Annotated in this window: 12 protein-coding genes; 8 read left to right on the forward strand and 4 right to left on the reverse strand. The window is 61.8% G+C overall.

From position 1 onward, the window contains the following. Window positions 1-113 precede the first annotated feature (113 nt). Both ACTG2T_RS06515 and ACTG2T_RS06520 read left to right on the forward strand, forming a co-directional pair. Window positions 114-1430, forward strand: coding sequence for a sphingomyelin phosphodiesterase (locus ACTG2T_RS06515; RefSeq protein ID WP_330124912.1), 1317 nt, complete (start codon window positions 114-116; stop codon window positions 1428-1430). Further along, window positions 1427-2212 carry a hypothetical protein gene (locus tag ACTG2T_RS06520; protein ID WP_330124913.1) on the forward strand — a complete coding sequence of 262 codons (786 nt, stop codon included), beginning with the start codon at window positions 1427-1429 and terminating at the stop codon, window positions 2210-2212. The genes ACTG2T_RS06515 and ACTG2T_RS06520 overlap by 4 nt, the downstream gene beginning before the upstream one ends. A 2-nt stretch (window positions 2213-2214) precedes the next feature. Here ACTG2T_RS06520 and ACTG2T_RS06525 read toward each other — a convergent pair whose 3' ends face one another. Next, window positions 2215-3435, reverse strand: coding sequence for a DEAD/DEAH box helicase (locus tag ACTG2T_RS06525; RefSeq protein WP_330124914.1), 1221 nt, complete (start codon window positions 3433-3435; stop codon window positions 2215-2217). A gap of 144 nt (window positions 3436-3579) precedes the next feature. Between ACTG2T_RS06525 and ACTG2T_RS06530 the strand changes: the two genes are divergently transcribed. Then, window positions 3580-4407, forward strand: coding sequence for a transporter substrate-binding domain-containing protein (locus tag ACTG2T_RS06530; protein ID WP_330124915.1), 828 nt, complete (start codon window positions 3580-3582; stop codon window positions 4405-4407). 58 nt (window positions 4408-4465) lie between these two features. On the opposite strand, the gene tpx is transcribed toward ACTG2T_RS06530, so the two are convergent. Further along, entirely contained in the window at window positions 4466-4966 is a 501-nt protein-coding gene (gene tpx, locus ACTG2T_RS06535; RefSeq protein WP_021230929.1) for a thiol peroxidase, read from the reverse strand. A 184-nt stretch (window positions 4967-5150) separates the two neighbouring features. On the opposite strand from tpx, the gene ACTG2T_RS06540 reads away from it, so the two are divergent. Further along, window positions 5151-7592, forward strand: coding sequence for a zinc/cadmium/mercury/lead-transporting ATPase (locus ACTG2T_RS06540; RefSeq protein WP_330124916.1), 2442 nt, complete (start codon window positions 5151-5153; stop codon window positions 7590-7592). Between the two features lie 215 nt (window positions 7593-7807). Here the strand turns inward: ACTG2T_RS06540 and pulA are convergent, their stop codons facing one another. Continuing rightward, window positions 7808-11872 (reverse strand): pullulanase-type alpha-1,6-glucosidase, encoded by a 4065-nt coding sequence (gene pulA, locus ACTG2T_RS06545; protein ID WP_330124917.1) that lies wholly within the window; start codon window positions 11870-11872, stop codon window positions 7808-7810. A gap of 262 nt (window positions 11873-12134) precedes the next feature. On the opposite strand from pulA, the gene ACTG2T_RS06550 reads away from it, so the two are divergent. Then, the gene (locus ACTG2T_RS06550) at window positions 12135-12548 is read left to right on the forward strand and encodes a hypothetical protein (RefSeq protein WP_021230925.1); all 414 of its coding nucleotides are present in this window, start codon (window positions 12135-12137) and stop codon (window positions 12546-12548) included. Window positions 12549-12594: 46 nt separating this feature from the next. Here the strand turns inward: ACTG2T_RS06550 and dmeF are convergent, their stop codons facing one another. Then, window positions 12595-13566, reverse strand: coding sequence for a CDF family Co(II)/Ni(II) efflux transporter DmeF (gene dmeF / locus ACTG2T_RS06555; RefSeq protein WP_236323287.1), 972 nt, complete (start codon window positions 13564-13566; stop codon window positions 12595-12597). Window positions 13567-13637: 71 nt separating this feature from the next. On the opposite strand from dmeF, the gene ACTG2T_RS06560 reads away from it, so the two are divergent. From ACTG2T_RS06560 to ACTG2T_RS06570, 3 genes are all read left to right on the forward strand, one after another. Further along, window positions 13638-13913 carry a metal/formaldehyde-sensitive transcriptional repressor gene (locus ACTG2T_RS06560; RefSeq protein WP_005340299.1) on the forward strand — a complete coding sequence of 92 codons (276 nt, stop codon included), beginning with the start codon at window positions 13638-13640 and terminating at the stop codon, window positions 13911-13913. Window positions 13914-14040: 127 nt separating this feature from the next. Continuing rightward, entirely contained in the window at window positions 14041-15237 is a 1197-nt protein-coding gene (locus ACTG2T_RS06565; protein WP_330124918.1) for an amino acid aminotransferase, read from the forward strand. Window positions 15238-15398: 161 nt separating this feature from the next. After that, on the forward strand, window positions 15399-16331 hold the full coding sequence (locus tag ACTG2T_RS06570; RefSeq protein WP_042053292.1) for a LysR family transcriptional regulator: 933 nt from the start codon (window positions 15399-15401) through the stop codon (window positions 16329-16331). Window positions 16332-16366: the final 35 nt, after the last annotated feature.

Genomic DNA, 16366 nt, shown 5'->3' on the forward strand with positions numbered 1-16366 from the left:
AAAGCTCCAAACAAAACCAATTCATTTACTTGTAACCAAAATGTAAACAAACTGACCTCTGCATTCGCCATAACAGTCACTTTCCATTGCCCTGCAACCAAAAGGATCCTGTGATGCAGAAAACCCTCAGTTATGCCGCCCTGCTGCTGGTCAGCCAGTTCCCGCAACTGGCACTGGCCGATACCGATGTCTATCTCACCAACAACAGTCCTGAACCGCTTCAGATCGACATCCGCCAAAGCGGCAGCGGCCAGCTGCAACCCGGCAGTCAGTGGAGCCAGCACCGCACCGAGCTGGGCCCGTGGGAGAGCGCCATGGTACTCAGCTTCAATCGCTATGAGGGGGTCAAGGCGGGCAAGAGCTATCTGTTCGAAACCCGCGTGACCACAGCGGGTGGCGACGTCTATCGGCTCAACCAGCTGATGGAGGGAACCTGGTGGAACACCACCTTGCAGCACGGTGGCGAAACGCCAACCGGCGCATCCGGCTGGCAAAAAGATCGGGAGATCCACCGCGTTGCGGGGCCACAAGAGCTGGCCTTTGCCGCCAAGTTCACCGGCCGCTATGACGATCTGCACTATATGATCACGCCTCCCCAAAAACGGGAGCAACCGGAACCGGCAGAAAACAGGCTCAAGGTGGCCAGCTACAACGTCTGGGCGCTGCCGGTGATCGCCTCCAGCATCGGCGAGCGATTGACCCTGCTGCCTGATTACCTCAAGGGTTATGACGCCCTGCTGCTGCAAGAGGTGTTCGATGGCCGCCGCGAAGGCTTTTTGCAGGCACTGGCGAAAGAGTACCCCTATCAGACCAAGGTACTCGACAAGCCCGGGGTCAACATTCATGACGGCGGCGTGGTGATCGTCAGCCGCTATCCCATCGTGCGAGAGGCCCAGCTGGTCTATCCCCAATGCACCGGCACCGACTGCTTCGCCGACAAGGGAGTGATGTACGCCGAGGTGATCAAGGGGGGCAAGGCGTGGCACCTGTTCGCCACCCACACCGCCAGCTTTGACACCGACGAGGCCCGCAAGCTGCGGCAGATCCAGTTCGGTCAGATCCGCTCTCTGGCTGCCAGCCTCAAGATCCCCGCCAGCGACACCGTCATCTACGGCGGTGACTTCAACGTCAACAAACGCAAGTTTGCCGATGACTACGCCAACATGCTGGCCAATCTGAACGCCCATGAACCCGCCTATGGCGGCTATACCGAAGCCACCTTCGATCCCAGGATCAACCCCTATGCCGGTGGCCCACTCTCCGGTGGCGCCAACGTCGAGTATCTGGACTATCTGGTAGTGAGTCGGGAGTACGGCAGCGCCAGCCACAACCTCAACACGGTCTGGATCCCGCGCAGCAGCGATGGCAGCCTCTGGCCCGCCAGCAACCTCTCAGACCACTTCCCGGTCAAGGGAGAGATCAGCCGATGACTCGCCGTTACGGGATACTGGCGCTGGCTATCCTGACCCTTTTGCTGGTGAATCTGGGCTGGCAGGAAGAGCAGTCCCCGCTATCGCCAGAACGGTCGGCAACGCCCTCTCTGGCCGATATGCAGTTGCCAGCAGAACCGGGGAGCCCGCCTCCCCGCATACCAAACGCTGAGGGAATGGATGGCAAAAGCAAAGAAGTGCCCAGCAGCTGGCAGGCGATGCCGGATGAACTGATCAACCAGCTTGCCAGCGAGATCAGCGACAGCGAGTTGCCGCTGGCGCAGCGTGTGAGCAATCTGGAAGCAACAGAGGCCGGGTGGCTGAGCGAGGGGGAGAGTCTGATCCGGTTACAGGGGCGCTATGCCCTGGCGCTGGATCAGTTGGCGCAGGAGTGCGAGCAGTTCCCGCTGGCAGAGCGGCTGGACGCCCTCAGCCGCTTGCAGGATCGGTGGGCAGCGGATCATCCGGATTTGGCGGTGGAGCTATTCAACCCGGATGCTCGCCTGCAGCAAGCTCGTCAGCTGTGGGGAGATGAGGAGCTGGCCACCCAGGCCCATCACTTCCTGCCCGCAGAGAAGGCCGAAGCCACGCTGGCATTTGCCGAGGCGCGCCAGCAACAGCTCGATCAACGCAGCCGCTACCAGCGAGAGCTGGCCGAGCTGGAGCAGCAACTGGCGATCAGCCAACAGCAGATGGAGCCTGCGCTGTGGCAACAGCACAAGGAGGAGGTATTGAGCCAGTGGCGTCGTGACTTCTTCGCGCGGGAGCAAGGCAAACCCTGAGGTCAGCGCTTGCCCTTGAACTGCTTGACGCTGCGCTTGGCCTGAGTTCGGCGATTGGCCTGCTTGTCACGCGGGGGGCGCTTGCCCTCCCCGCTGGCAGGCTGGTCGGTGACCGGGAAGTCGGCCAGCTCACTCACCGGCAACTCACGTCCGGTAAGGGTGCGGATCGCAGTCAGCATATCGGCTTCACCATGACAGGTGAGCGAGATGGCGAGCCCGCTGCGCCCGGCCCGGGCGGTACGGCCGATGCGGTGCACATAGATGGGGGCGCTGGCGGGCAGATCCAGATTGACCACCACCGGCAGAGCCTCCACATGGATGCCGCGCGCCATCAGGTCGGTGGCCACCAGCACCCGAATTTTGCCCTCTTTGAAATCGCCGAGCGCCTGCTCGCGCACCGCCTGCTCTTTTTCGCCATGGAGGGCAGCCACAGCGATACCTGCCTTGGACAGCTTTCTGGCAACCCCGTCGGCATCATCCCGCGCACTGATAAAGACCAGCACCTGCGGCCACGCCTGCTCCTTGAGCAGGCTGATGAGCGCCGGGACCTTGCTGCTCTTGTTGACCAGATAGAGCCGCTCTTCGATCTCGTTCACCACACTATTGAGGGGGTTGGCCTCGATACGGGTAGGCTCGCGCAGCAGGCCGTTGGCTAGCGCCTCCAGCTCGGCAGGCAAGGTGGCGGAGAAGAGCAGGGTCTGGCGATCCGCCGGAATAAAGCCGAGCAGCGCCTTGATGTCGGGAGCAAAGCCCATCTCCAGAAGGCGATCCGCTTCATCCAGCACCAGCAATTGCAAACCATCCAGCCCCAACAGTTGCTGGGTCAGCAGATCCCGCAGCCGCCCCGGCGTGGCGACCAGCAGCTGTGGCCCCTGCGCCAGTTCGGCCTGTTGCCGCTCCTGCGCAACGCCCCCACACAACGTCACGATACGCAGCCCCAGCGCCTCGGCACCCTCTTTTAGCGCGGCAGAGACCTGAATCGCCAGCTCGCGGGTCGGCACCAGCACCAGACCCTGCACCTGGCTGGAGGCAGGATCCAGCCGTTGCAGCAGCGGCAAGCCAAACGCCAGGGTTTTGCCGCTACCGGTCTGGGCCAGCGCCAGCAGATCCTGCCCCGCCAGCGCCGCCGGAATGGCAAGCTGCTGGATGCGGGTCGGCGTCTGCAAGGTGACGGGCAAAGAGGCAAGCAAGTCGGGATGAAGGGCAAGTTCGCTAAAGGTCATGGCGCTACGTCAACAAAGAAGTGGGAGGCGAAGTCTAGTGAGCGGGGGCCGAGAAGTAAAACCCTATCCATGATGGCCTGGCCGAGGGGGGCTGGCGACCGGCTGACTACACTTTAGCTGACCCATCACCAAGAGAGACCCGCCATGACCAGACACATCCCCCTTCTGCTGCTCGTGGTCACCCTGCTCGGCAGCGCGACTCTCGGCCTGTCGCAGACTCCGGAGAACGACGCCGCCCCCGAGCAGCCTAAACCGGTGCGCATCCTCAATGCCCACCTTGGCGAGCTGCCGGGGCTGATCAATGCCGACAAGACAGGCCCCTTTGTCGACCTGGTGCACGCCATCGATGATCTCTACCCCGATGTGACCATCAAGATCACCATCTACCCCATCGCCCGTGCCATGGCTGGGGTGATCTCCGGCAAGGCTGATCTGGGGCTACCCGCCATCCGCAACCTCAGGGATATCGATATGCTGGCTTATCGCTTCAGTACCCGCAGTTTTGGCAAGGTTGCCCATGTCATCTACAGCAATACCAGTTATCCAGTCACCACGGATATGGCCTATGGCATAGTGCCCACCAAACGGGACCTGCTGATTGAAGCCGTTCCCGACTATATGCCCTTCCCGGTGCAGCGCTCGATGAGTATCGAGCAGTCACTGCGCAAGCTCTCACGCGGCCGTATCGACGCCTTTGTCTGGGCGCAAGAGGAGGCTGACCTGATGCTCAAGCAGCTGGGGCTGACCAATATCAGGCGAGAATTTTTCGGAGATTTCGAGGATGTCTTCATCATCCAGAAAGGGACAGCTGGTGATGAGATGGACGAATTTCTCCGCCAAGCCATTGATCAGCTGGCCGCCACCGGCAAACTGGCCGAGATCTACGAGAAGATCCACCGCCCCTATGTGGAGTGGCAACCCTCCCCACCCGCCAAGGCTGAACCGGCAACCACCCCGCCCGCTACGCCCTGAACGGACAATTCCCGCATAAAAAATCCCGCCGAAGCGGGATTTTTTATGGCTTGCAGCCTTACAGCACGGCCAGCGCAGCAGCGTAGTTCGGCTCGTCTGCCACTTCGGCGACCAGCTCGCTGTGCAGCACCTTGTTGTCACCATCCAGCACCACGATGGCGCGAGCGGTCAGACCGACCAGCGGACCGGAAGAGAAGGCAACGCCGTAATCTTCCATGAAGGCCGCACCGCGCAGGGTGGAGAGGGTCACTACCTTGTCCAGACCTTCGGCGCCGCAGAAGCGGGACTGGGCGAACGGCAGATCGGCGGAGATGCACAGTACAACTGTGTTATCCAGCGCGCTGGCCTGCTCGTTGAACTTGCGCACAGAGGTCGCGCAGGTCGGGGTATCGACGCTCGGGAAGATGTTCAGGATTTTGCGCTGACCGGCAAAGCTTGCAAGGGTCACGTCGGAGAGATCCTTGGCCACCAGAGAGAAGGGCTTGGCTTGCTCACCGGCGACAGGGAAGTGACCAGCGACGGAAACCGGGTTGCCTTGCAGAGTGACTGAGTTGCTCATGTGTTATGTCCTTTATTGGTGTAGTAAAAATCCGGGTGATCAGTATAGGGGCGGCGGGACCAGACAAACACCCGCGAAGACAAGGGATATAAAGGGGTTGACCTTGGACTTAACACCAAGGTTTAGACTCCTTCTCGGTAATCAGGGATCTCGCAGGGGCGGGATCCATCAAGAGGGACTCATCATGAGCAAATCCTGCTGCAATCATCAGCACGCCGCCCCCATCAAAGCCGTCAGCAAGGCGGCCTCCGGCCAGAGTGAACATCACCACGATAGCCACTGCTGCGACAACACCACGCCCGTCAGTTGCTGTTCAACCCCGACGCCTCATGAGCACGCATCCCGTGACGGCAATGAATCCCCCGGGGATGAAGAGCCTCCCCGAGGAAGCTGTCACGATCAAGCGTGCTGCAGCGCCCCCTTATCGCCAGCTCATGATCATAAGCATGAGCACGATATCCCCCCTGCCGACCCGCTGGTTGCGCCGGAGCAAGGTAACAGTCGCCATAGCTGGCAGGTATTGGGGATGGATTGCCCCAGCTGCGCCCGCAAGATCGAGACCGCAGTCAGCCGGGTGAGCGGCGTGCAACAGGCACGCGTGCTGTTTGCCACCGAGAAGCTGGTAGTGGATCTGGCACCCGGCCTCTCTCCCGATCCCGTCACCGCCGCCGTGCTGGCCGCCGGTTTCCAGCTCAAGGGGGAAAGCGCTGACAAGCAGGCAGCTGGCCGCGAGCAAGCTTCACAACAGCCCCTGCAGGGCAATCTATTCTGTAACTTTTGGGGCAAATATTGGCAGCCCCTGTCACTGGCCGGCCTGATGCTGGTCGCCGCCCTGCTGCCGAAAGAGTTCGGTCAGCCGCTCTTTACCCTGGCGACCCTCTGGGGGCTGTGGCCTATCTCCCGCAAGGCGTGGGCGCTGACCAAAAGCGGCTCCCCCTTCGCCATCGAGACCCTGATGACGGTGGCCGCCGTGGGGGCCCTGTTCCTCGGCGAAACCGCCGAAGCGGCCATGGTGCTGCTGCTCTTTATGCTGGGTGAGCATCTGGAGGCCTACGCCGCCGGACGCGCCCGTGCCGGGGTGACCGCCCTGATGGCGCTGGTGCCTGACAAGGCGCTGCGGATCCGTACCACTGCCGAGAGCGAGGTGCGCGAAGAGGTAGCTGCCGATGAGCTGCGTCCCGGCGATATCATCGAAATCGCCCCGGGTGCCCGCCTACCTGCCGACGCCCGCCTGCTCGACGCCCTCGGCGCGTTTGACGAGAGCGCCCTGACCGGTGAATCCATTCCGGTGGAACGTCGCCAGGGGGACAAGGTGCCTGCCGGCAGTCTGGCTGCCGATCGGGTGCTGCGCCTTGAGGTGGTGTCCGAACCCGGCAACAACGCCATCGACCGCATCCTGCACCTCATCGAGGAGGCCGAAAGCCAGCGCGCGCCCATCGAGCGCTTTATCGACCGCTTCAGCCGCTGGTATACCCCGGCCATGATGCTGGTCGCCCTGCTGGTGGTGCTGGTGCCGCCCCTTGCCTTCGGCCAGAGCTGGGACGAGTGGATCTATCGCGGGCTGGCACTGCTGCTCATCGGCTGCCCCTGCGCGCTGGTCATCTCCACCCCGGCAGCGGTTACCTCGGCACTGGCCGCCGCAACCCGTCAGGGGGCGCTAATCAAGGGCGGGGCCGCGCTGGAGCGATTGGCCCATATCGATACCGTCGCCTTTGACAAGACCGGCACTCTGACCCTGGGCAAGCCGCAACTGACCGAGCTGGTCAGCCTCAATGGCCAACCGGAGGCCGAGTTGCTGGCACTGGCGGCTGCCATCGAGCAGGGCTCCCACCACCCGCTGGCCCGCGCCGTGGTCGCCAACGCGACCGAACAGGGGCTGACGCTGGCGGAGGCTCGCGACCTGCGTGCCCTGCCGGGCATGGGGGTTGAGGGACGCATCAACGGTCAACAGTGGCAACTGCTGGCACCGAGCCGGGTGGCGACCCTGAATGTGGAACAGCAAACCCGGATTGCTTCGCTGGAGCGGCAGGGCAAGACCGTTGTGGTGCTCTGCCAGAGCATCGGCGACAAGGCTCTGCCGGTCGCCCTGCTGGCGCTGCGGGATCAGATCCGGCCGGAGGCGGCAGCCGCTCTGCAAGAGCTCAACCGGCTCGGGCTCAACAGCATCATGCTGACCGGGGATAACCCCCGCGCTGCCGAGGCCATCGCCACCGAGCTGGGCATGGGCTGGCGCGCCGGTCTGCTGCCGGAGGGCAAGGTCAATGAAATTGCCAAGCTCGCCAGCTCGCAGAAAGTCGCGATGATCGGCGATGGCATCAACGATGCCCCCGCCATGAAGCGGGCCAGTATCGGCATCGCCATGGGGGGCGGCACCGATGTGGCGCTGGAGACCGCAGATGCGGCGCTGACCCACAACCAGCTCGGCGGTATTGCCGCGATGATCCGGCTGTCGCGGGCGGCACTGGCCAATATTCACCAGAATATCGCGCTGGCGCTGGGGCTGAAGGCCATCTTCCTGGTCACCAGCCTGCTCGGCATTACCGGCCTGTGGATTGCGGTGCTGGCTGATACCGGCGCCACCGCGCTGGTGACCGCCAACGCCCTGCGCCTGCTGCGCAAGCGCTAATCCAGCACAATCAGAAACCGTGAAATAACAACCGCCGCCCCAACCGGGGCGGCTTTTCTTTTTCCTCTCATTTCTCTCACGGCACCCCGTAAAAGAAAAAGCGCGCCTGCCGGTCGGCAGTCGCGCTTTGCTTACTCTCTCGGAGTTATCCCACCCTTGGCGAGGTGGAATTCAACCCGGGGACGCCGAGCCATTCCCCGGACTCAATGGCTTGCTTACTTGACGCTGCACTCCTGAATGACGGCAGTACCCGCCTTGACGCCAGCCGGGTCAACCTTCACCAGCACACTCCACAGCCCCTGCGGCAAGGTGATGCTGTTATTGGCACTGCCACCCTTGGAGAAGGCGAACGAATAGCCGGTTTCAGCGTTCACCGCGCCGCCACCGTTGAGCAGGTACTCCTTGCTCCAATCCTCGTTGGCCACCTTGAACTCGGTGCTGCCGGTGTAGTTGAACGCCGCCTGATAGATGGCAAGATCACCGTCCATCCCCTTGTAGCTCAGCTGGTACTGAGGTTGGGCTCCCCAGCTGGAGAGCTCACCCTTGACGAACAGGTTGTAGCCGAGCGGATTGCCCGCCACCGTATCCAGCACCTTGCAGCTCTGCACCGGCTCGGTGAAGCTGACGCTCAGGGTCGGTTTGTCCTTGTTCATGGCGGTGAAGACAAACTTGTAGCTGCCTGCCTTGGCCAGATCGACACCGATATTGCCGGTTTCTCCCCCCTTGCAAAGAGTCAGCGGAGTGCCAACCACCAGCTTGTCACCGGCGTTGCAACTGCCGTAGTTGACCGGCCCCCAGCTGGCGTCAGCGATCTTGACGTTGGTGGTACCCAGCTTGTCGGTGCTCACCTCGGTAGTGAACTCGTACATAAAGTTGCCGCTGAAGGTCATCTGGTTGGTGTTGCCCCACTCATCGAGGAACCCCTTCAGATAAACATCGGTGTTGCCAAACGGTGGCAGGGTGCTCAGGTCGGTCTTCTTGCTGACTGGCAGGCCCGCGCCCTGTGCACCAGACTGCGGCTTGACGAACACGGCGGCAGACCAGGCCCCCAGCGTCAGCTGGCCATTATCATAGGCGGCGCCGCTGGCGATGCTGTCGACTGCGCGATGCTTGCTGCTAAGCACCATACCGCTCAGATCGATGGGCTGATCGTTGCCGTCACGGAAGTCGCCGATGCTCTGGCTCTGGTTGCTAGCGTTGATCATCACCACCAGACCGTCGATGGCCGGATCCAGATCCGTCCCGGCACTGACGCCATCATCCACCGTCATGACGATAAGGCCGGGCACCTGATCCGGGCCGGTATTGCGAAAATCAACCCGCTTGATCACCTCGGCGCCGCTGCCCAGACGCAGCAGGCGGGAGGAGTTGCGCAGCTCCGCCAGCTCCTGATAGAAGCTCACCATCTGCGCCATCTCGGCCGAGCCCGGCTTGGCATGCTTGCCGAGCACCTGCTCGATCAGCGGATAGTTGTCGCCATCCTTGTCCTTGCGCGGCAACCCCTTGTCGAAGTTGTTGTCGCCCAGGGTGTAGTCGACCTTGTTGTACCAGTCGCCCGAGTCATAGCTGTCCCGCTCCATGGATTTGGAACGCAGCAGCTCGACACCGGCGTGGGTGAAGGGAATGCCCTGACCCAGCATGGCTGTCGCCAGCGAGACCCCCTGCATCCGCACCAGATCGGCTCCGGCAGGCGCCTTGTAGATCAGGTTGTCGAACAGGGTCTGGTTGTCGTGCTTGTCGACGTAGTTCTGCACTTCCACCGGATCCTGGGCATAACCGGCAGGCTGACCGTTGTAGTCGATCTCGGCGCCTTTCTTCGGCATGCCATCCTTGTCGGTCAGCACGAACTCCTTGAGGTTGCCCGCCATGCCGAGCCGCACCAGATCGGACTGGTGCAAGGCCATAGCCAGATCCACCTTGCTCATTTCGTTAGGATCGACGAAAGCACCGTTGCCAAAGCCCTGGGTCTTGCGAATGGTATCGCCGCCGTCGAACGGACTGCCGCCGCGCACCGCATCGCGCAAGCGGTCCGAGAAAGAGCCGATACCGGTACCGCCCAGATGCTTCTGGGTAGCCTGCACGAAGCGCTTGTCATCCTGCACTTCGCCGAAGTTCCACCCCTCGCCGTAGAAGTACATCTCGGGATTGACCTTCTTCACCGCGGCCAGCGCCTGCACCATCTGATCTTTCGGATGGTGGCCCATCAGGTCGAAGCGGAAGGCGTCGATCTTGTAGTCGCGCGCCCAGGTGACCAGAGAGTCATCCATCAGCTTGGCGAACATGGCGTGTTCCGGCGCCGTGTTGGAGCAGCAAGTGGAGTTCTCCACCGAGCCGGTCTCCGGATTGAGGCGCTGATAGTACCAGGGCACTATCTTGTCGAGCACCGACTTGGGACCGAGCCCGGATTCGTTGGTATGGTTGTAGACCACGTCCATCACCACGTTCATGCCGATGTTCTGCTTGATGGCCTTGACCATCTCGCGGAACTCCAGAATACGTTTGGTGCCCTCGGCGTTGGTGGCGTAGGAGCCTTCCGGCGTGGTGTAGTGGTAGGGATCATAACCCCAGTTGAAGGAGTCGACGCCGCGCAGGTAACCGGAAAGCTCCTGCACCTGCGGATTATCCTTGCTGTCGCCCCCTTGCAGGTCGGCCAGCACATCTCCCACGGTCTGACCGCCACCGCAATAGCCACCAAATTTGGATGTTTTCACATCCGGATTGACCTGACAGAGCTTGCTGAAGTCATCGCCGAGATTGGCCACCTTGGCCGGATCCTCGTTGACGGTAGCGATATCGAACACCGGCAGCAGGTGCAGGTGGCTGACGCCGCTTTTGGCCAGCGCTTTCAGATGGTTGACCGGTACAGAGTCGGGCTGGGTCAGACCGACAAACTTGCCGCGCTTCTCTTCATCGGTGGAGGCGTCGTTGCCGGTCAGGTCACGAATATGGGCCTCATAGATGGTGATGTCGGCGGGGTTCTGCTGGCTGTGTGGCGCCTTCAGGCTATCCCACCCCTCCGGTTTCAACGCTGGATCGTCGAGATCCACCACCTGACTGAACTCGGAGTTCATCGCGAGGCTCAAGGAGTAGGGATCGGTCACCTCATAGCGCTCAACCTTGCGGCTCAGCGGGTGGTAGACCTCCATGTCGTAACGGTAGAACTGGCCGATCAGCTCGCTGCCCCCCTCGTAACTCCAGCTGCCGCTGGCGCTGTCGAAAGTCATGGCCACCTCGCCACTCTTCTGGTGGCTGGCGTTGTAGAGGGCCAACTTGACCGACTTGGCGGTCGGCGCCCAGAGGCGGAAAGTCACCCGGTTACCCTCTACCACGGCGCCATAGCTCAGCTTGGTCGCCTCTGTCGCATAGAGTGCATCGAGAGCACCGGCACTCTGCACCAGGGTCGCCCCCTGCAGGATACCATCGGCATCGGTGCCGATAGCCACCAGTTCCCCCTTGAGCAGGGGCTTGAGATCTTTACCGGCAGGCAGGGCAAAGGCGGCGGCATCCTTGAGATGCGGATATTTGGCCTGCTGCTCGGCAGTCAGACTGGTCGCGGTCAGGCTGATATAGGGGAAATCGAACACCCCATCGGCATTGGCCTTGATGGTGCCCGAGTCGGTGTAATAGAGGCGAACGTGGGGCTTGTCCTTGCCCCCTTGCCAGATCAGGGTATTGCCATCGATAAGATGGGCGCTGGCCCCCGCTACGCCAAAGGCGGCGGTAAAGGCTTCGGCACGGCTGCCAAACAGCTCTTTTTTGCCAGCCACGATAGCCACGGTGCGATCCGGGTGCTCACTGAAGCTCACCTTCATATCGCTGCCGGTCAGGTTGGCCAGATCGCCATTGCGAGCGATAAAGTTGATGCACCCTTCCACATTTTTGAGCGGAACGACCCAGGCCGGACCAAAGCTGTCGGCAGTGGCAGGTGTCTTGCTCTTGTCATCCCACCCGCTGTTCAGGCCACTATCAGCCGTTGCCAGGCAGGCGTCCTTGTTCCACAGATGCAGGCTGTAGCTGTCAAACGGTGCCTTGGCTCCCTTGGCTGCCGACTGGGTATCCACCAGCGCAATGACCACCTGATTTTCGCCGGCAACCAGCAACTCTTTCGGGGGATCCATCTTGGGCAGACGAGCGACAGGCCCATCGGTGACTTCAGGTGTAGGCGGTGTAGGGGGGACGGGGTTCACACCGGAGGCATCAGAGCTGTTGTCATTACAGCCAGACAAAAGCGCGAGCAGTGAGGCTGTTACCAGCGCCACTTTGGTCTTTTTCATATCCATATTTTTATAATTCCCGCTGTAGTTAGTCTCGATAGTCGAGCACCCGGTCATTGCCAGGCGGTGCCATATTAATCAGCGGCAATCGATTCAAATGTGAGCAGAATGGCAAAAAAACCATCCATTTTCAACAAGATAACGTTTTCAGGCTGAAACTTCGATCCGGCTCACAGACCTCGCGGCCATTTGGCCTCATATCTGGAAAACGGCAGTCACGGGGTCAGAAAAGCAATGTCTGATCAAGTGGATAGACAAGGAGTAAGCAATGAAACGGATTGAAGAGCAGGCAAGACGACTCGATCAGGAGTATCAGGCGATCGGGCAGCTGTTCGACCAGTTTTGCCAGCAGGCTGGCACCCTGGCCGAGCAGTATCACTTCTTCAACTGGCCCGATTATGAAGACTCGCCCCCGCTGAGCCGCGCCTTCACCCTGTTGGGGGAACCCCGCGAACTGCGGCTGCGCTGTCAGCCCGGTGAGCGCTCCGCCCTCAATGGCCTGATCCAGGTGGTCTCGGAGGATGGCACCATAGATGCCAGCCTCGGATTTCGCGCCGATGGCCAGTTGCTGCTGGAGTCCGGCAATCTGCTGGACAACCCGCCCGGACTGCTGCTCAAGTTGCTGCTCGGCGCTGTGTGGCAACACAAGCCCCAGGAGGAGATCACCGGGCAACCGCACTGACATCAGGTGCCAACGGCACTGAAACCAAGGGGGGCAACGGCCCCCGCTATTTATCCTGTTCGCTGGCGATTTCGATGGTCACATGTACCAGCTCTTCATGGATCGCCAACCGTTCGCGGATCTGCTGCGCCGGTAGCGGATTGGCCATCAGCAAAGAGAGCACGCAGGCATACTGCTGCTGCCCTACCCGCCAGACGTGCAGATCGCGGATATCAGTGCCCGGCAGTTCGGCGATGACCTCACGGATCTCCGCCACCAGCGGGGTATCCATCTCGGCATCCAGCAGCACCCGACCGGAGTCGCGCAACAGGCCCCAGGCCCATACCGCGACCAGTCCGGCACCCACTATGCCCATCAGCGGATCCAGCCAGTCGGCCCCCCACAACATACCCCCAGTCAGCGCCAGAATCGCCAGCACGGAAGTGGCCGCATCCGCCAGCACGTGGATATAGGCGGCGCGCAGGTTGAGATCCTGATGGCCGTGGTGATCGTCATGGTCATGATGATGATCGTGGTCGTGATGCTCATGATGGTGGTCATGCCCATGGCCGTGGTGATGGTGGCCGTGATCATCCTTGAGCAGCCAGGCACAGGCGAGGTTTACCAGCAGCCCCACCAGCGCGATGGCGATCGCCTGTTGATAGTGGATCGGGCTGGGATCGAGCAGCCGGAACACCGACTCGAACAGCATCAACCCGGCCACTCCCACCAGTAACAGGGCGCTGGTGAAGCCACCCAGCACCTCGATCTTCCAGGTGCCGAAGCTGAATCTGTGGTCGCGGGCGAAGTGGCGGGCGGCGCGGTAGGCCAGCACCGAGAGGCCGAGAGCCAGCGCGTGGGAGCTCATGTGCCAGCCATCGGCCAGCAGCGCCATGGAGTTGTAGAACCAGCCGCCGCCAATCTCCGCCACCATCATGATGACGGTCAACAATACGGCCCAGCGGGTCTTCTGTTCGGCCAGCGGATTGCCCTCATGGATGACGGGTTGATGGCAGTGGGATTGAGCGAGGGATGACATGGATTTCTCCTGAGAGCGATGATGCAATATACTATACCCCAGTATAGTTTTATTGATCGAGAGGATCCGTCATGTCCCACACCATTCACGACAAAAAGAAGCTGCTGGCACGGGTGCGCCGCATCAAGGGACAGGCCGGTGCGCTGGAGAGCGCGCTGGAGCAGGAGAGCGACTGCACCGCCATTTTGCAGCAGATTGCCGCCATCCGCGGCGCCGTCAACGGCCTGATGCTGGAGGTGCTGGAAGGGCATATGCGCGAGCATCTCGGCGCCCCCGATGCCACCCCTGCCGAGCGGCTGGAGGATCTGGATCAGGTGGTCAGCGTCCTGCGATCCTATTTGAAGTAAGCAGGATGGCGGCGCCATCCCTTCAGGCTCGACCAGCGTCGGGCTTGAGCCACCGCCAGCTTTGCGCCATGATGTCCAGCCCGGCTGACCGCCGGTTTTACTGGACAGTCAATTTCAAGGAACCCCCATGTTTGAACACGTCGATGCCTATGCTGGCGACCCCATCCTGACGCTAGTCGAGACCTTCCACAAAGACACCCGCGAGCAGAAGGTGAACCTGGGGATCGGCCTCTATTACGACGAGCAGGGGCGTATTCCGCTGTTGCCGTCGGTACAGCAGGCTGAAGCCCAGCGCGCCGCCGCCCCGGCGCCGCGCCCCTACCAGCCGATGGAAGGCGCCGCCAACTACCGCACCGCAGTGCAACACCTGCTGTTTGGTGCCAACCATGAAGCGGTCAAGGCGGGACGTATCGCCACCATCCAGACCATCGGCGGCTCAGGCGCGCTGAAGATCGGCGCCGATCTGCTCAAGCGCTACTTCCCGACCTCCGAGGTGTGGGTTAGCAATCCCACTTGGGACAACCACAAGGCGATGTTCGAGGGGGCTGGCATCAAGGTGCATGACTACCCCTACTACGATGCGGCCACTGGCGGCGTGCAGTTTGATGCGATGATCGACTGCCTGAGCAGCCTGCCGGCCAAGAGCATCGTGCTGCTGCACCCCTGCTGCCATAACCCGACCGGGGTGGATCTCTCCCGTGCCCAGTGGGATCGGGTGATCGCACTGGTGGTCGAGAAGAACCTGATCCCCTTTATGGATATCGCCTATCAGGGCTTCGGTGACGGGCTGGAAGAGGATGCCTACGCCATCCGTGCCATGGTGGCCGCCGGTGTCAGCTTCTTCGTCAGCAACTCGTTTTCCAAGAACCTCTCCTTCTACGGTGAGCGCTGCGGTGGCTTGTCGGTCATCTGCAAGGATGCCGAAGAGGCGAGCCGGGTGCTGGGCCAGATGAAGGCCACCGTACGCCGCAACTACTCCAGCCCTCCCACCCACGGTGGCCAAATCACCGCGGCGGTGATGAACCAGCCCGAGCTGCACGCCCTGTGGGTCGGCGAGGTGACCGAGATGCGCACCCGCATCAAGGCGATGCGCCAGAAGCTGTTCGAGGTGCTGAGCGCCAAGGTGCCGGGCCGCGATTTCAGCTACTTCATCAACCAGCGCGGCATGTTCAGCTACACCGGCTTCTCCCCGGAGCAGGTTGACAGACTGCGCGAAGAGTTCGCCGTCTATCTGGTGCGCTCAGGCCGCATGTGCGTGGCGGGCCTCAACAGCCGCAACGTCGACTATGTGGCCGACGCCATGGCGGCGGTGCTCAAAGGCTAATCGCATCAGCCCCGCTTTGGCGGGGCTTTTTGTCTGTTGCGTTCGCAGTCACCTCTTGATGGGTCTGCTCACCCTCCCCCTGCTGTGAGAGAATGCCAGCAGGTCACGCTGAATCTCCCTGATTCCAAGCCTGTTTATCTTCATCAATTTCAGGAGCCACTATGGATCTGATCGCTCTCTCTAGGTTGGGAGGTCGCCATCTGGTCACCCTGCACCTGCTGCTCGACAACCAGAGCGTCACCCGCACCGCCGAGCGGCTCTGCACCACGCCTTCCACCGTCAGCAAGACCCTCAACCAGCTGCGGGATCTGCTGGGGGATCAACTGCTCTACCGCCAGGGCAACCAGCTGTTGCTCACCCCCATGGCCGAGCGACTGGCTCCCACCCTGCACCGGTTGTTGGGGGAGCTGAACGGCCTCACTCGCCAGAACGCCTTCAACCCGCAGCAGTGGCAGGGCAGCTTGCGGCTGGGATTGCGCGAGAGCGTCATGACCTGGCCGGTGGGCCCCATTCTGGGTCAGCTGATGCAGGAGGTGCCGGGCATGGTGCCGGAGATCTGGAACAAGGATGAGCAGGGGCTGGAGGCGCTGGCAGCGGGCAAACTCGACTTCGTGATCCTGCCCCATGACCAGAGCCAGCCGTTGCCGCGCCAGCCCGGGCTGGTGTGGGAGACCCTGCGGGAAGAAAAACTGGTCTGCCTGCTGCGCAAAGACCACCCCGCGCTGGCCAAACCCTGGGATCTCGATGCCTACCTGAGCTGGCGCCATATCGCCATCCGGGATCAGGAGCTGGCCAACCCCTTCTTCGAGCAGAGCCTGGCCCAGCAGCAGGTGCGTCGCCAGATTGGCGCCACCCTGCCCGATTTTGCCAGCGCGGCGGCCCTGCTGCCCCAAACCGATCTGATCCTCACCGCCATCGGTGGCTGGGCGGCCTGCATGGCCAGTCAGCCGGATCTGGTGATGCGTCCGGCACCGTTCGATTACGGCAAGGTGAGTCACAGTCTGGTCTGGTATGGCCCGGCCGGTGATGGCTCGGCCCGTCACTGGTTCCGCCAGCGAATCCTGCAACTGGGTCGCGAATTGATTGAGCCCTGAGCCGGACGACGGAGAGCAGAGATTGATGTTTCACC

The sequence above is a fragment of the Aeromonas sp. 75A genome (assembly GCF_051919425.1).
Lineage (GTDB): Bacteria > Pseudomonadota > Gammaproteobacteria > Enterobacterales > Aeromonadaceae > Aeromonas > Aeromonas veronii.

Excerpts from the sequence above, each read along its gene's own strand:
- ACTG2T_RS06515 (WP_330124912.1), top strand. The coding sequence starts at position 114 with ATGCAGAAAACCCTCAGTTATGCCGCCCTGCTGCTGGTCAGCCAGTTC.
- ACTG2T_RS06520 (WP_330124913.1), top strand. The coding sequence starts at position 1,427 with ATGACTCGCCGTTACGGGATACTGGCGCTGGCTATCCTGACCCTTTTG.
- ACTG2T_RS06525 (WP_330124914.1), bottom strand. The coding sequence starts at position 3,435 with ATGACCTTTAGCGAACTTGCCCTTCATCCCGACTTGCTTGCCTCTTTG.
- ACTG2T_RS06530 (WP_330124915.1), top strand. The coding sequence starts at position 3,580 with ATGACCAGACACATCCCCCTTCTGCTGCTCGTGGTCACCCTGCTCGGC.
- tpx (WP_021230929.1), bottom strand. The coding sequence starts at position 4,966 with ATGAGCAACTCAGTCACTCTGCAAGGCAACCCGGTTTCCGTCGCTGGT.
- ACTG2T_RS06540 (WP_330124916.1), top strand. The coding sequence starts at position 5,151 with ATGAGCAAATCCTGCTGCAATCATCAGCACGCCGCCCCCATCAAAGCC.
- pulA (WP_330124917.1), bottom strand. The coding sequence starts at position 11,872 with ATGGATATGAAAAAGACCAAAGTGGCGCTGGTAACAGCCTCACTGCTC.
- ACTG2T_RS06550 (WP_021230925.1), top strand. The coding sequence starts at position 12,135 with ATGAAACGGATTGAAGAGCAGGCAAGACGACTCGATCAGGAGTATCAG.
- dmeF (WP_236323287.1), bottom strand. The coding sequence starts at position 13,566 with ATGTCATCCCTCGCTCAATCCCACTGCCATCAACCCGTCATCCATGAG.
- ACTG2T_RS06560 (WP_005340299.1), top strand. The coding sequence starts at position 13,638 with ATGTCCCACACCATTCACGACAAAAAGAAGCTGCTGGCACGGGTGCGC.
- ACTG2T_RS06565 (WP_330124918.1), top strand. The coding sequence starts at position 14,041 with ATGTTTGAACACGTCGATGCCTATGCTGGCGACCCCATCCTGACGCTA.
- ACTG2T_RS06570 (WP_042053292.1), top strand. The coding sequence starts at position 15,399 with ATGGATCTGATCGCTCTCTCTAGGTTGGGAGGTCGCCATCTGGTCACC.